This is a genomic window from Acidobacteriota bacterium, from assembly GCA_016184105.1.
Classification (GTDB): Bacteria; Acidobacteriota; Vicinamibacteria; order Vicinamibacterales; family 2-12-FULL-66-21; genus JACPDI01.
In genome coordinates, this window is the sequence record JACPDI010000040.1 from 192,540 (window position 1) to 207,391 (window position 14,852).

A 14,852-nucleotide genomic window follows, 5' to 3' on the forward strand; every position below is an offset into this window, starting at 1 on the left:
AAGGGGGACAGTCACACTTTCCGCGCCAGCCTGTCCGGAAAGTGTGACTGTCCCCCTTTTTCAGCTAGAAGCCGTACCTGACTCCCACCTGCAGCGTTCTCGGCGTCGTGCTCGTCGAGTACCCGGTGAGCACCAGGAACAGCGTGGACGCCTGGTTGCCGCTCGGGTTGGCGTAGTTCACGCGATCCGTGACGTTGAACACGTCGGCAAACAGGTCGAGCGTGCGATCGGGGCCGCCGACCTTCAGGCGATAACCGAGGCGCAGGTCCAGCTTGAAGAATCCCGGCCCCCTGGCCCCGTTGCGCTCGCTCCTGTAATCCTCCACCGTGAACGCGTCGCTCCCCGTGCCCGAGTAGCTGCCCGCCGGCAGCGGCTCGGCCTGCGTGCCGTTGCGATCCGAATCGATGGTGGAGTTGAAAAGGCTGAACGGCGTGCCGCTCAGCGCGCGCGCCACCCAGCTCACCGTCAGCCCGCCCGTGCGCGGCACGAGCGCCTGCCCGCTGATGACCAGGTTGTGGCGCTGGTCCTGGTTGCTCGGCCCCTCGTTGAGATCGAGATTAAGGTCGTCGAGCACCTGGAATGGGCTTGCAGGCACCCCGAAGCCGCTCGTGTTCCCCCTCGAGTACGACAGCGTGTACGCCACCCGCGCGCTGTAGTTGTGGCTGAAGCGTTTCTCGAGCTGGAACATCAGCGCGTCGTAGTCCGTGCTGCCGGCGTTGACCGGGATCGTGACGCCCGTCGTGAAGTTGGCGAACCCCGGATAGGTCGCGGCCAGCTCCGCCACCGCTCCGCGCAGCTCGTCGCTGCCCTGCCGCACGAGCGGCGAGGTGACCGCGGTCGTCGCGCGCAGCCCCGGGTTCAGGTCGCGCGCCATCAGGAGATCGCGCGCCATGCTGTGAACGTAGTCCACGCTCGCCGAGACCGCCGCGCCGAACTGGCGCTCGAACCCGGCGGTGAACTGCTGGCTGTACGGAAGCCGCCGATCCGGGTTGTCCCAGCTCGCGCCGGTGTTGCGGATCGTCGCCCCCGGCGGGAATAGCTGCGCCAGGAGATCGCGGTTGACGACCGGCCCGTTCACCAGGAAGGGATCGGTCGGCCGCTGCCCGTTGCGCGGGCCCGGGTCGACGTTGGCGAGCGGGAAGTTGCGGATGAACGAGCTCGAGAACACCCGGTTCGTGTAGATCCCGCCGATCAGCTCGAAGTGCGTCTTGTCGTAGAACAGCCCGTAGCCGCCGCGCAGGACGCTCCGGCCGTCGCCCGTGAGATCGTACGAGAAGCCGAACCGCGGCGCGATGTTGTTCCAGTCCACCGGGTAGTCGTCCGGCGAGTCGAACAGGGGATTGTCGACCTCCTCGATCGGCGTGATCTCGACGTCGTAGCGCACGCCGAGGCTCAGCGTCAGCTTGTTGTTCCACCGCCACTTGTCCTGGGCGAACGCGCCGGCGAAATGCGCCTTGTTCAGGCTGCCTCCCCTGCCGGGCACGCGGATCGAGAGCCGATCCGGGTACGTGCGCGGATTCGCCGGGTCGAACGGGACGTTGCTGCGCCCGAATGCGAACGTGCCGTTCAGGTTGTCCTGCGTGTCGTTGCGCGAGCTCGAGTACTGGTACTGGAGGCCGAACTTCAGGTCGTGATCGCCCCGCTTGCCCGGAACGAACCACGACATCGTGTCTTCGATCTGGTATCCGTTGTTCACGCGCGCCTGCGCGACGGCGCTCTGTTGATCGACGTAGTCCTGGAAGGTCAGCGTGGGCGGGCAGCCCGCCTGGTTGCGCCCGTTCCCGTCGAAGCACGGGTTGGCGAACGCCACGTCCTCCTGGGTCCACGCCAGGCGCAGGGTGTTCACGCGCGCGTTGGAGAGGACCGACGACAGGCTGCCGACGACGGTCTGATCCGTGTCGTCCTCTTCCCGCGAGGCGGCGAGCGAGACCGGCAGGCCGGCGGCCGGAATGATCTGGTTGAACTGCGGCGAGTACTCGCGCAGCCAGCGGACGCTCCAGGTGTTGCCCGCGTTCAACTGGTGATCGAAGCGGATGACCGTGTTCCACACGCGGGTCTTCTCGGTCGTGGTCGTGTTCAGCTCGGGCCGTACCGGAATGTTGACCGTGATCCCTTCGTCGATCAGGTACCGCTCGAGGCTGAAGAAGAAGTGCGCCTTGTCCCTGACGATCGGCCCGCCGAGCGTGCCGCCGAAGCGGTGGTACTTCGTGTCGGGCTTCGGCGAGTCGTTCTTCTTGGCGAAGAAGTCCTTCGCCGTCAGCTCCGCGCTCTGGTAGTTCTCGAACGCGCTGCCGCGCCACTGGTTCGTGCCCTGCTTGGTCACGGCGTTGACGATCGCGCCGGCGGTGCGCCCGAACTCGGCGTCGAACTGGTTGGTGATGACCTGGAACTCCTGGATCGCCTCGATCGGCGTCCGCGCCTGCGTGCCGGCACGCTGCCCGATCACGTCGTCGTTGTTGTTGGCGCCGTCGAGCGTGTAGTTGTTGTTGCGCGGATCCTGGCCGTTGACCGTGATCGAGTCGCTCCCGAACGACTCGGTGCTGATCGTCGGGATGACGCCGGGCAGCAGCCCCACGAATCCGACGAAGTTGCCGTTGATCGACGGCAGATCGGTGAGGTCGCGCGACGTGATGTTGCCGCCGACTTCCTTCGAGGTGACGTCGACGAGCGGCGCCGCCCCGGTGACGGTGATCGACTCGGCGAGCGCGCCAACTTCGAGCGTCACGTCCACCGTCGCCGTCCGGCCGATCGACAGCGTGAGGTCGCGCTGCGAGTAGCGCTTGAATCCCTCGAGGCTCGCGCTGATTTCATACCGCCCGGGCGCGATACCCGTGACGAAGTACGTGCCGTCCTGGTTCGAAGCCGTCTCACGGTACATGCCCGTGTCCTGGTTCTTCACGGTGACGGTGACGCCGGGAAGCACCGCTCCCTGCGCATCGACCACGACCCCTCGCACTTCCGTTGTTCCCTGCTGCGCCAGCGCGGATGGACCGGTGGCGAGCAGTGCGAGAGCGACAAGCAAAAACACTCTTCTCATGCGGCAATCCCCCTCTTTGCTGCGGACGAACCTCAAGCGCCTCGCAATGGAGATGCCATGGGCGCTGATGGAAAAACACGCCGGAAAACGCGCGCAACCGCGCGGCGCGGCACCATTCGCTTACCACGCGCGAAAGCGCGATCCGGAACTTTGAATTGTGAGGCGACTTACAGCAGGCCGCCGACGAAAGGGTTGCCGCGTTTTTCGGCGCCGATCGTCGTCACCGGACCGTGGCCGGAGTAGACCTTCGACTCGTCCGGAAAGCGAAACAGCACCTCGCGGATGGACTTCGTGAGCGTCGCCGGATCGCCGCCCGGAAGATCCGTTCGACCGATCGAACCGGCAAACAGTGTGTCACCAACGAACAGCGTTGTTCCGGGCGTTCCGGCCGGGCCGACTTGCAGGCAGACGCCGCCCGGACAGTGGCCGGGCGTGTGATGCACCCGGGCCTCGAGACGCCCGAATGGAATGACCTGGTTCGGCTCGTAGAACAGATCGGGCGCGGGCTGGCGTTTCACGTCGAAACCGAACAGGCGCCCCTGCTCGGGCGCGGCGTTATAGAGAAACAGATCATCGCGGTGCAGCGCAACGGGCGCGCCAAACACCCGCTTGGCGCGCTCCACGCCCGTGATGTGATCGAAGTGCGCGTGCGTGAGCAGAATATAACGCACCGTCAGATGGTGCGCGGCCGCGGCGGCGATCAGTTCCTCCACCTCGTCGCCGGGATCGATCACAACGGCCTCGCGGGTCTCCTCGCAACCAATGACGAAGCCATTCTTGTAGAAGGGGTCCACGGCGCGCATCTCGATGATCATGGGCTCAGAACATTATAGAGGGCGCTGAGATCAAGATCGCCTCTGCATCCGCCTCTGCATCCGGCTACAATCCCATCGATGATCCTGATCGCCGTCGAAGATCTGCTCTTCAGCTCGAAGATTCGTGCAGTCGCCAGGCAGCTCGGCGTGCAGCTCGCCTTTGCCCGCACGCCGGAGGAAATCCTGCAGAAGGTCCGTGCGGACGCGCCGTCGCTCGTCGTCTTCGATTTGAATTGCGCGAAGACGCAGCCGCTCGAGACGATCGCCGCGATCAAATCAGACCCGGCGCTCGCGGCATCGCGGGTGATCGGCTTCGCCTCCCACGTCCACGTGGATGTCATCCATGCCGCACGCCAGGCCGGAGCCGACGACGTGCTGCCGCGCTCGGCGTTTGCATCGCGGCTGCCGGAGATCCTGGGCGGAGCGTGACCGGTGGAAAAAGGCTCCCGACCCCTTTTTACGGAAATCGTACGGGCAAAGACCGACGCGATCCAGGCGCACGGCGCCACGCTCCGGCGCGAACGCGACTACGACGCCGCCGAAGCGGCGGCGGGCTCGCGAGCGGCATCGGCCTGGTCTCGCGCGGGAGGAACACGTGATTGCGGAAGGAGGGGGGCGGTGGGGGTCGCGGGGATCGCTGCGCGGGCCGTGTCGCTCGATCGCGGACCGATCGTCGCCGTCGTGTCCGGGTCCAACATCGACATGCACGTGCTCGCGCCGCTACTGCGGTAGCGCGCGGAGTTCGGCGTCCACAATCTGTTTCACATTCGCGCGGCTCGCTTCGATGCCGCTGCGCAGCTCGATCGCGGCAGCGGTGTCGTACATCCGGTCCGCGGGCGCCTGCGGATCGAGCCGGCGGGCGCGCAGGGTGAGAGCGGCCGCGCGCACCGAGTCCACGGGCGCGATCAACTCGGCGATCGCGCGGTACGATGCGGCGTACGAGGGATCAAGGGCGGCGGCCCGCACGAGGTGGCGCAGCGACTCGCGCAACGTCGGCGCGGCGAGACCGCTGGCGAATTCCGCCATCGCCAGATCCGGCTCGATCGAGAGGGCCCTCGTCGCCGCTTCACGGATTCGTTCCTGGGCCGTCGCCACCGCCCCGGCGCCTGCGGCGGCGGCGCGGCGATACAGTGCGACGGCGAGGCCCGCGTAGGCCTCCGCCAATCCCTCATCCTGCTTCGCCGCCTGCTCGAAGAGCGCGATTGCCCTGTCGAGCTGCCGCGCAGCCACCGCGTCGCGCGCGCGCGCGTAGGTGTCGTACGCATCCGGCGCCACCGACCTGGCCAGCGTTCGCTCGCGGACGGCGCTCGCCGGCGTGCTCACCTTCAACGCCTTCGCCACCTCTTCGGCGATCACCGCCTGCGCCGCGACGACGCTGTTGGGAGGATTGGTGAACTGCTGCGTCCAGATGCGCGCGCCGTCGGACGAATCGACGAGCTGCAGATCGATCTTGAGATCCCCATTGACTCGATGGATCTCGCCGGTGAGAACGACGGTGGCGCCCGCCTGGCGCCCGACGTCGGCCGGATCGCGCCCGCGGAACGTGCGCGCGGCCGCTCGTCCCACCACGGTCACGCCCGGCGTCTGCCCAAGCCGCATCATCACGTCGTCGCTGAGCCCGTCGGCGAAGTATGTGCTCGACTGGCCATCCTCTCTGAGCGGAATGACGGCGATCACGGGGGCGGGCGGCGGCCCGAACCGGTGCCGCACCCAGCCTCGAATGGCATCGCGATTTGGATACGCCGCCGCGGCGGCAGCCGCAAGCACGAGCAGGATCAAGAGAGCCGCCCGGCGCCGGCTGCCCGGCGGCACCGCAAGGATCGGCGCGGCGGTCTCCTCGCGGTCCGCTTCCAGGATGTGCTCGGTCCGCTCGCCGAACGCGGCGCGGAGATCGGCGGACACGGCCGCGGCGCTCGCGTATCGGGCCTGCATGTCGCGCGCGAGCATGCGCATCACCACGGCGTCCAGCTCGGGCGGCACCTGGGGGTTCAGCTTGCTGGGCAGTTCGGGCTGCGCCTTGAGCAGATTCATCAGCGTGGCGTCCGCGGTCGCCCCCGCGAAGGGGCTGCGGCCGGTGAGCATCTCGTACAGCACCACGCCGAGCGAGAAGATGTCCGTGCGCGAGTCGACCGGCTGCGCGAGCACCTGCTCGGGCGACATGTACGCGACCGTGCTCGCCACGTGCGCCGGAGCGATCGTCGCGCCGGCCGCGACGGCCTCTCGAGCGGCCGCACCGCCCGTGAACGGCGCCAGGCCGAAGTCCAGCACCTTGGCGGCCCCTTTCGAGGTCACCATGATGTTGTCGGGCTTGATATCGCGATGCAGGATGGTCGCGGCGTGCGCATCGGCGAGCGCGTCGGCCACCTGGATGGCGATCGGCACGGCCCGTCGCGGGTGCATCGGCCCTCCGGCCAGCGCCTGGCGGAGCGTTTCACCGGCCACGAATTCGTACGCGAGATACAGGCGACCGGTTTCCGCGGCCTCCTCGCCGGCCTCGAACAACATCGCGATCGCCGGATGCGACAGCGCGGCAGCGACGTGCGCCGCCTCCGCCAGCGCCTCGCGGCGCGCGAAGTCGTCCGGCAGCACCTTCAGAGCCACCGTGCGCCCCTCGCGCGTATCGCGCGCACGGTACACGTCGCCGAGCCCCCCGGCGCCAAGGCGCTCGAGGATGACGTAGTGGTCGACCTTCTGTTCCGGCTTCAGCTCGGACACGACCCTCTACTTGCGCGGCTGCGACGGCCGCATCTCGATGCGGCTCGCGAGCGTGCGCGCGGGACTTTCCAGCAGATCGACGACGACGTCGGCCACATCCTCGGGCGCGATCTTCCACGAGGACTGGGGCATGGAATCCCCCTCGCGCCTGGGCAGGCCGGCAAAGTCGGTGTCGACCGATCCCGGCATGATGCAGCTGACGCGGATGCCGTCGTAGCGGACCTCCTGCATCAGCACTTCGCTGAACGCGTTGAGCGCGGCCTTCGACGCGCAGTACGCCGCCCCGCCCGTGAACGCGTTCTTGCCCGCGAGACTGCTGATGTTCACGATCCAGCCGCCGCCGCGATTGCGCAGGTGCGGGATAACGGCATGCGAGCAGTAGTACACGCCGGTCAGGTTCGTGTCGATCACCGCGTGCCACATCTGCGGCGTCATCTCGGCTACCGGCGCGAAGCCGCCAATCCCCGCGTTGTTGACGAGCACGTCCAGCCCGCCCCAGCGATCGACCGTGCGCTGCACGAGCTGCTGCACCTCGTCGAGCTCGGCGACATCCGCCGCGAAGGTCAGCACTCGGTCGCCGGCGCCCAGCGCCCGCGCCGCGTTGGCCAGCGAATCCGCGTTCCGACCCGTGATCGTCACCTTCATGCCGCGCTGCACGAATGCGCGCGCGATGGAAAACCCGATGCCGCGCGAGCCGCCGGTCACGATGGCCACGCGTCCATCCAGTTGTGGCACTGCGTTCATGGCCACTAGAATAGCGCACGCTGCCACGTTTGGCGGTCCCCGATCACATGTCTTTCGTTGCGATCATCGGCGCCGGCGACCTGGGCGGGATCACCTGCCAGGCCATCGCCGCACTCGGCGCGGCCCGCGAAATACGCCTGATCGATGCGGCCGCACAGGCCGCCAGCGGCAAGGCGCTCGACATCGCGCAGGCGGCGTTCTCGAACGGCTACACGACGCAGATCACCGCCTCCGGCGACGTGAGGGCGGCCGCGGGCGCGGATGCGATCGTCATCGCCGACGCGTTCGGCCCGCCATCGAAGGAGTGGCAGGGAGACGATGGGCTGGCGCTGCTGCGCAGGATTTGGAGCATCGCCGCCGTCGATCGCGGCGTCATCGTCTGCGCGGGCGCAGCGCAGGCGACACTCATCGCCCGCGCGGTGCGCGAACTCAGGATCGATCGGAGACGAATTATTGGCACTGCCGCCGCGGCGTTCGAGTCCGCGGCGCGCGCGCTTGTCGCGCCCGCGCTCGACGGCGCGGGAACTGACATCGGCTTGATGGTCGTCGGGGCGCCGCCCTCCGGCTTCGTGCCGTGCTGGTCGCAGGCGACGGTCGGCGGCGAAGCGCTGACGGCGAGGCTGTCAGCCGCGCAGCTCGCGGCAGTCGATGCGCGGCTCCCCCGCCTGTGGCCGCCCGCCCCCTACGCGCTTGGATCGACGGCGGCGCAAGCCGTCGGGGCGATCCTGCGCGGCGCCCGCCGGGAACTGACGACGCTCGTCGCGCTCGATGGTGAGATGAAGATGCGCGGCGTGGTCGCCGCGCTGCCCGTCAGGCTCGGGCCGCAGGGCGTGGTCAGGATCGTAGAACCGGCTTTGTCGGTGCAGGAGCGCGTAAAGTTCGAAAACGGTGCGGTGTAGGCGGAAGTGGGACAGTCACACTTCCGTGCCGAAAGACCCCGGAAGTGTGACTGTCCCACTTCCGCGCCACGTCAGTGCCGGTGCAGCGCCAGACCGCCTGCGAAATCCGAAAGATGCTGGCGCAGAATCAGACGTCCGCGATGGAGCCGCGACTTCAGAGTCTGCGACTTGACGCGGAGCACCGCCGCCGCTTCCTCCGTCGAGAGACCCTGGATGTCGCGAAGCAGGACCGGAACGCGATACACCTCGGGCAGTTTCTTCAGGCCCTCGACAAGCTTGGCTCTCATCTCCACCCGGAGCAGGTCGTCGTCGGCCATCGAGGACCAGTCGACGGGCTCGCGCGTGGGAATCTCGTCGGGCGAGTGGGGTGTGACGGCCGCGGACTCGGCTTCAGCCGCGGCGGCGGCATCCGCCTTCTGCCTGGTGCGCTGCGCGCGCAACCGCGACATCGCCGTGTTGAACGTGATGCGGTAGATCCAGGACGACAGCGCGGAATCCCCCCGGAATGCGCTGATCTTGCGCGAGACCTTCAGGAGCACGTCCTGCGCGACCTCCTCGGCGTCCTCCCAGTTCTTGACATAACGCAGGGCCAGCTGGTGGATCCGGGGGCCGTAAACCTGCACTAGCGACGACACCGCCGCCTGGTCACCAGCCTGGATACGTTCGATTAATTCGCGCTCGGCCGTCTGATCCCGCATGAAAGCCCCCGTGTTGGGCTAGAACACCGCTGGGGCTGAAATATTCCCGAAAAGGGGGACAGTCACACTTTCCGCACGAGGCGGGGAAAGTGTGACTGTCCCCCTTATCCTTCAAATACTTCTCGCGCCGCCACTTCCAGGGCGTCTTCAACCTCAGCCATTGGCACGGCCCGGCCAAGGAGCTTCGCCAGCGACGTCACGCCACGGTCGTTGATGCCGCAGGGGACGATGAGGGCGAAGTGCGAGAGGTCGGTATTCACGTTGAAGGCAAAGCCGTGGCTGGTGACCCATCGGGAGATGCGCACACCGATGGCCGCCAGTTTCTCGTTGCCGACCCAGATTCCGGTCAGGCCCGCCACGCGCGTGGCTTCAACGCCGAACGTGCGAGCCGCGCGGATCATCACTTCCTCGAGGTCACGCACGTAAGCGTGGACGTCGCAGCGGTCAGGCCTGAGATCGACAATCGGATAGCCGACGACCTGTCCGGGACCGTGATAGGTGACGTCGCCTCCGCGCCCCGTCTCGTGCAGCTCGACGCCAAGCGTCGCGAGACGCTCAGGCGAGGCGAGCACGTGGCTGCGGTCGTTCCGCACCTTCACGCCGAGAGTAATGACCGGCGGATGCTCGAGCAGGAGCAACTGGTCCTCGATCTCGCCGCGCCGGCGTTCCTCGACGAGCCGCTGCTGCAGCTCGAGCGCGTCGGCGTAGCCGATGCGGCCGAGGCGGCGAACCTGGACCTTACGCATGTCCTGAACCCTATATCCACCCTTCGTCGAAATTCTCCAGCCGCTCCTTCAAGTACGCCAGGAAGCGCCCGGCGTCGGCGCCGTCGATGATACGGTGGTCGTAGCCGAGCGTCAGGTGACACGTCGGCCGGATGGCGATCGCATCGTCGACCACGACCGCGCGTTTTTCGATCGAGCCGACGCCAAGGATGGCCGCCTGCGGCTGGTTGATGAGCGGCAGCCCGTACACCGCGCCGAAGATGCCCGGGTTCGTAATCGTAAAGGTTCCGCCCTGCACCTCGTCCGGCTTCAGCTGCTTGGACCGCGCTCGCGACGAGAGGTCGTTGATCGCGCGCGCGAGGCCGAGCAGGTTCCGCTCGTCGGCATCCCTGATGACCGGCACGATCAGGCCCGCGTCCAGCGCGACGGCGATCCCCAGGTTGATGTCTTTCTTGTAGACGATGTTGTCGCCGTCCACCGAAGAATTGACGATCGGATGCTGCCGCAGCGCGTCGATCGCGGCTTTCGCGATGAACGCGGTAAAGGTGAGATTTGCGCCGAGGCGCTCGTATTCCCCCTTTCTGGCCGCCCGCAGCTTCGAGATGCGATGGAAGTCCACCTCATAGACCGAGTACACATGCGGCGAGGTGTGCGCGCTGAGCACCATGTGCTCGGCAATCTTCTTCCGCATGACGGACATCGGCACGATCTCGACGCGCTCGCCGGGACCGAACGCAGGCGTGGCGGGCGAAGGAGCGGGTCGCGGCGGCGCGCCGGGCGCGGGCGAGGGACGGGCGCCTGATTCGATGTAGCCGAGGATGTCTTTCTTCGTGACGCGGCCGCTGATGCCCGTGCCCGAGAGCGACCGGATGTCGATGTTGTGTTCGGCGGCAATGCGGCGGACCAGCGGCGAGGATTTCTGACGGCGCAGCTCTTCCTTCGTCAACGCGCCGCCGCCGTTCGACGGGGCGGGCGTGCCTGTGGCCGCCGCGGCGGCCGCGCGCGCCGGCTCGGTGGCCGCCGTGCCGCCCGCAGGCGGCGGTGTCGCCGCGGCCGGCGCCGGCGAAGCCTTTTCCCCGGCAGCGCCGATCTTGGCCACGACCGAGTTGACGGCAACCGTCTCCCCTTCCTTCACATTGATCTCGAGGAGCACGCCCGCCGCCGGCGAGGGGATCTCCGCATCCACCTTGTCGGTCGAGATCTCGAACAGCGGCTCGTCGCGGTCAACGGTGTCGCCGACTTTCTTGATCCACCGGACGATGGTGCCCTCGGCGATGGACTCGCCCATCTGGGGCATGAGGACGTCGCTTGCCATGTGTTCTCCAGAGGCCAGGTACCAGGTACGCTTCCGAACTAGTATTTCACCAAGGCCTTGACCCGCTCCACAACCTTCGCGGCGCTCGGCAGGAACGCTGCCTCGAGCGGCGGCGCGTAGGGCACCGGGGCGTCGACCGAGCCGAGCCGCGCGATCGGCGCGTCGAGGTACTCGAAACCTTCCTCGGCGACGATCGCCGCCAGCTCGCCGCCGATCCCGCCGGTCAGCGTCGCCTCGTGCAGGAGCAACACGCGGCTGGTCTTCGCCACGGATGCCAGCACGGTCTCGCGGTCGATCGGTGCAAGCGTTCGGAGATCGACGATCTCGACGCCGACGCCCTCGTGCTCCAGCTGTTTCGCCGCTTCGAGCGCGGTCTGCACCATCGCGCCGAAGGTCACGATCGTCGCGTCGCTGCCTTCGCGTCTGACGGCCGCCCTGCCAATCGGCACGATGGCGGCGTCCCCTTCCGGCACGTCTTCCTTCAGGCGCCGGTAAAGGAACTTGTGCTCGAAGAACAGGACAGGGTCTTCGTCCCTGATTGCCGCCTTGAGCAGTCCCTTCGCGTCTGCGGGCGTCGCCGGCTCGACCATCTTGATCCCCGGTGTGTTCAGGAAGAACGCTTCGGGGTTCAACGAGTGAAACGGGCCGCCGCCGACGCCGCCGCCAATCGGCCCGCGGACGACGATGGGCACCCCGGCGCCGGTCCGGTAGCGGCTTTTCGCGGCGAAGTTCGTCAGCATGTCGAAGCACGCGCTGATGAAGTCGATGAACTGCAGCTCCGCCACCGGTCTCATGCCCATGTAGGCCGCGCCGATGGCCGAGCCGACGATCGCGGCTTCCGCGATGGGCGTGTCGATCACGCGATGCTCGCCGAACTGCTCCTGCAGTCCCTCGGTCACCTTGAACGCGCCGCCGTACGCGCCGACGTCCTCGCCGAGCACGAACACACGCTCGTCACGCGCCATCTCCTCGAAGAGCGCCTGCCGGATCGCTTCGAGGTATGTCACGACCGCCACTGGCGCACGATCTCCACTCTGGGGGCGGAGTGATCGCCGTGGTACACTCCGGCCGCGACTTCCGCGGGGTCCGGCATCGGCATCTGCTCGGCGAGGTCCGCCTCGTCGGCGGCGTATCGCTTCATCCGGCGGTCGATCCCGTCGAGCGCAGCCCCGGTGGCAATCCCCTGCTCGACGAGCCGCGCGCGGAAGCGCGTAACGGGATCCTTCTTCGCCCACTCGTCCAGCAGCGCCTTCGGGACGTAGCGCATGTCGTCGTGCTGCGCGTGCCCGCTCATCCGCATCGTGTCCACGCCGATCAGCGCCGGCCCCCGGCCGGCGCGAGCGCGATCCACCGCGTCCTTCACCGCCGCGTACACGGCAGGCATGTCGTTGCCGTCCACCATCTCGTGAGGCACGCCGTACGAGGCGGCGCGCTGGTCGATCGACGGTACGGCGAATTGCTTCGATGTCGGCGTCGAGTAGGCGTACTTGTTGTCCTCGGCGATCACGACCATCGGCAGCTTCTGCACGGCGGCGAAGTTCATGCCTTCGTGGAACGTGCCCGTGCTCATGGCGCCATCGCCGATGAACACGAGCGACACCCGGCGCTCGCCGCGCATCTTCGCCGCCAGCGCGATCCCGGCGGCGACGGGAATCGACGTGCCCAGCATGCTGATCGGCCCGACGAGCACCGGCTCCTTCGCGCCAGGATGCGGGAGATGCGTGAAATGGATGTTCAAGTCGCGGCCGCGGCTCGGCGAAGGGCCCTTGGCCATGTACTGGGCGAAGATGTCGCGCGGGCGCACGCCCATCGTGATGAGGGCGCCGAGGTTGCGGATGAGCGGCAGCACCGCATCGGTCGCCTCGAGCGCGTACGCCGCGGCGACCGACTCCCCTTCCTGTCCGAGGCTGCGATAGAGGCCGCCGATGACTTTGCTCTGCCGGAAGAGGATCGTGAGCCGCTCCTCCACGTCCCGCGTCAGGCGTACGAAGCCGTACATCTCGAGCAACTGCTCGCGGGACAGCGCCGTCACCGACCGTTCGCTCGTCGCCGTATCCACCGTTTCCCCTGGCCCCTGCCTCTGATCACATATGTATCGCCGCGCCGTGCGTCGCGTGCGCGGCTTCGCCCACCGCTTCGGCCATCGTCGGATGCGCGTGGATCGTGCGAATCAGCTCCTCCACCGTGCACTCGAGCCGAAGCGCCATCGTGGCCTCCGCGACCAGCTCGGTGGCGCGCGGCCCGATCATATGCACGCCGAGAATCTCGTCGTACTTCCTCTCGGCGACGATCTTCACGAATCCTTCCGTCTCCCCCGCGATCTTCGCGCGGCCCAGCACGAAGAACGGGAACGTCCCCACCCGGACGTCGTAGCCGCGCCTCTTCGCTTCGGCCTCGGTGAGACCCACGCTGCCGATCTCGGGATCGCAGTACGTGCAGCCGGGAACCTGGTCGTAATTGATCGCGCGCACGGCCTGCTCGCCGCCGGCAATTCGCTCGGCGACGTTGATCCCCTCGGCCGACGACACGTGCGCGAGCTGCGGGTGGCCCGGCTTGGCGAACGTGATCACGTCGCCGATGGCGGAGACCCCGGCAACGCCGGTGCGGTACTGCCCGTCCACCTTCACGTACCCGCGCTCGAGCTGCAGCCCGGCCTCGGCGGCGCCCAGCTTGTCGGTGACCGGCCCACGCCCGGTGGCCACGAGAAGGTACTCGACGCTGATCTTCTGAGTCTTCCCGTCAGGCGTCTGCGCCTCCAGGTCGACACCGGCGGCGCCCGGCGCGGCCTTGGTGACCTTCGTGCCGGTCAGCACCTTGATCCCCTGCTTCCTGAACGATTTCTCGAGCTCGGCGGAGATCGCTTCGTCCTCGATCGGCACGATGCGCGGGAGCAGCTCGATGAGCGTGACGTCGCTGCCGAAGCGGCGGAAGATCGATGCGAACTCGACGCCCACGGCACCGCTGCCCAGGATGGCCATCGACCTGGGCACCTGCCGCAGGCCAACGGCCTCGTCGCTCGTGATGATCCGCTTGCGATCGATCCCGACGCCGGGGACGCTCCGCGGCGCCGATCCGGTCGCCACGATGATTTCCTTCTTCGCGCGAAGCGACTGTTTGTCGCCGTCGACGACCTCGACGCCCCCCTTGCCGGTGAGCTGCCCCGTGCCCTTGATCCAGTCGATCGTGTTCTTCTTGAACAGGAACTCGATCCCCTTGGTGAGTCCCTTCACGATCTTGTCCTTGCGGGCCTGGACCTGGTTCATGTCCACGCCGACGGCCGCCTGGCCGAGCGTGAGGCCCCACTCCTTCCAGTCCTGCGCGACTTTCAGCGCGTGGGCGTGCTCCAGCAGCGCCTTGGTGGGGATGCAGCCCCAGTTCAGGCACGTGCCGCCGAGCGATGGCTGCCGCTCGACGACGGCGGTCTTGAGCCCGAGCTGGGCGGCACGGATGGCGGCCACGTAGCCGCCGGTGCCCGCTCCAATGATGATCACGTCGTATTCGTTCGCCAAGATGTGCCTCGCTGGAACTATTTCTTCAACGACGACAGCGGGACGAAGCTGACGTCGGCGCGCGCCTCGGGTTGCGGCGCGGTCTTTTCCTTCTGCAGGTCCTGCCGCGCCAGGTCGGCCCGGAGCTGCGTGTACTGGTAGCGCAGCTCCCAGTACGCCTGGTTGAGATGCTCGATCCGCCGGCGCAGGCTGCGCGCCCAGAGCGCGAGGATGACGAGCGCGACGCCCCCTGCGACCGCGCCCCCTGCTGCGATGAACCACAGCAACATGAACCCCCTACGTTATCAGTCCGAGGCACGAGGCTCAAGGACGGGGCACGAGGCGCCAGGCACGAGGCACGAGGGTCAAAGGACCGAGTTTTTGCCTTGTGCCTCGTGCCTTGTGCGTCGTGCCTT

General features: G+C 67.6%; 14 protein-coding genes. 3 read left to right on the top strand and 11 right to left on the bottom strand.

Annotated elements, in window-relative coordinates; genetic code table 11:
* Positions 1-64 precede the first annotated feature (64 nt).
* Positions 65-3,037, bottom strand: coding sequence for a TonB-dependent receptor (locus HYU53_14930; protein MBI2222488.1), 2,973 nt, complete (start codon positions 3,035-3,037; stop codon positions 65-67).
* 167 nt (positions 3,038-3,204) lie between these two features.
* On the bottom strand, positions 3,205-3,852 hold the full coding sequence (locus HYU53_14935; protein MBI2222489.1) for an MBL fold metallo-hydrolase: 648 nt from the start codon (positions 3,850-3,852) through the stop codon (positions 3,205-3,207).
* A 78-nt stretch (positions 3,853-3,930) separates the two neighbouring features.
* Here HYU53_14935 and HYU53_14940 point away from each other — a divergent pair, with 78 nt between their 5' ends.
* Both HYU53_14940 and HYU53_14945 read left to right on the top strand, forming a co-directional pair.
* On the top strand, positions 3,931-4,281 hold the full coding sequence (locus HYU53_14940; GenBank protein MBI2222490.1) for a response regulator: 351 nt from the start codon (positions 3,931-3,933) through the stop codon (positions 4,279-4,281).
* A gap of 3 nt (positions 4,282-4,284) precedes the next feature.
* The gene (locus HYU53_14945; protein ID MBI2222491.1) at positions 4,285-4,584 is read left to right on the top strand and encodes a hypothetical protein; all 300 of its coding nucleotides are present in this window, start codon (positions 4,285-4,287) and stop codon (positions 4,582-4,584) included.
* On the opposite strand, the gene HYU53_14950 is transcribed toward HYU53_14945, so the two are convergent.
* Together HYU53_14950 and HYU53_14955 are read right to left on the bottom strand one after the other, a co-directional pair.
* Complete coding sequence (locus tag HYU53_14950; protein MBI2222492.1) at positions 4,573-6,567, bottom strand: protein kinase; 1,995 nt, start codon at positions 6,565-6,567, stop codon at positions 4,573-4,575. The two genes, HYU53_14945 and HYU53_14950, sit on opposite strands and share 12 nt — an antisense overlap.
* A gap of 6 nt (positions 6,568-6,573) precedes the next feature.
* Positions 6,574-7,311 (bottom strand): SDR family oxidoreductase, encoded by a 738-nt coding sequence (locus HYU53_14955; GenBank protein MBI2222493.1) that lies wholly within the window; start codon positions 7,309-7,311, stop codon positions 6,574-6,576.
* A gap of 47 nt (positions 7,312-7,358) precedes the next feature.
* On the opposite strand from HYU53_14955, the gene HYU53_14960 reads away from it, so the two are divergent.
* The gene (locus HYU53_14960) at positions 7,359-8,210 is read left to right on the top strand and encodes a hypothetical protein (GenBank protein ID MBI2222494.1); all 852 of its coding nucleotides are present in this window, start codon (positions 7,359-7,361) and stop codon (positions 8,208-8,210) included.
* A 71-nt stretch (positions 8,211-8,281) separates the two neighbouring features.
* On the opposite strand, the gene HYU53_14965 is transcribed toward HYU53_14960, so the two are convergent.
* From HYU53_14965 to HYU53_14995, 7 genes are all read right to left on the bottom strand, one after another.
* Positions 8,282-8,908 carry a sigma-70 family RNA polymerase sigma factor gene (locus tag HYU53_14965; GenBank protein MBI2222495.1) on the bottom strand — a complete coding sequence of 209 codons (627 nt, stop codon included), beginning with the start codon at positions 8,906-8,908 and terminating at the stop codon, positions 8,282-8,284.
* 104 nt (positions 8,909-9,012) lie between these two features.
* On the bottom strand, positions 9,013-9,654 hold the full coding sequence (gene lipB, locus HYU53_14970; protein MBI2222496.1) for a lipoyl(octanoyl) transferase LipB: 642 nt from the start codon (positions 9,652-9,654) through the stop codon (positions 9,013-9,015).
* 10 nt (positions 9,655-9,664) lie between these two features.
* The gene (locus tag HYU53_14975) at positions 9,665-10,948 is read right to left on the bottom strand and encodes a 2-oxo acid dehydrogenase subunit E2 (GenBank protein MBI2222497.1); all 1,284 of its coding nucleotides are present in this window, start codon (positions 10,946-10,948) and stop codon (positions 9,665-9,667) included.
* Between the two features lie 38 nt (positions 10,949-10,986).
* Entirely contained in the window at positions 10,987-11,964 is a 978-nt protein-coding gene (locus HYU53_14980; protein MBI2222498.1) for an alpha-ketoacid dehydrogenase subunit beta, read from the bottom strand.
* Positions 11,952-12,947, bottom strand: a complete 996-nt coding sequence (locus HYU53_14985; GenBank protein ID MBI2222499.1) for a thiamine pyrophosphate-dependent dehydrogenase E1 component subunit alpha — start codon at positions 12,945-12,947, stop codon at positions 11,952-11,954. Before HYU53_14985 ends, HYU53_14980 begins: the two co-directional genes overlap by 13 nt.
* A gap of 85 nt (positions 12,948-13,032) precedes the next feature.
* Entirely contained in the window at positions 13,033-14,457 is a 1,425-nt protein-coding gene (gene lpdA, locus HYU53_14990) for a dihydrolipoyl dehydrogenase (protein MBI2222500.1), read from the bottom strand.
* Positions 14,458-14,474: 17 nt separating this feature from the next.
* Complete coding sequence (locus HYU53_14995; GenBank protein ID MBI2222501.1) at positions 14,475-14,726, bottom strand: hypothetical protein; 252 nt, start codon at positions 14,724-14,726, stop codon at positions 14,475-14,477.
* Positions 14,727-14,852: the final 126 nt, after the last annotated feature.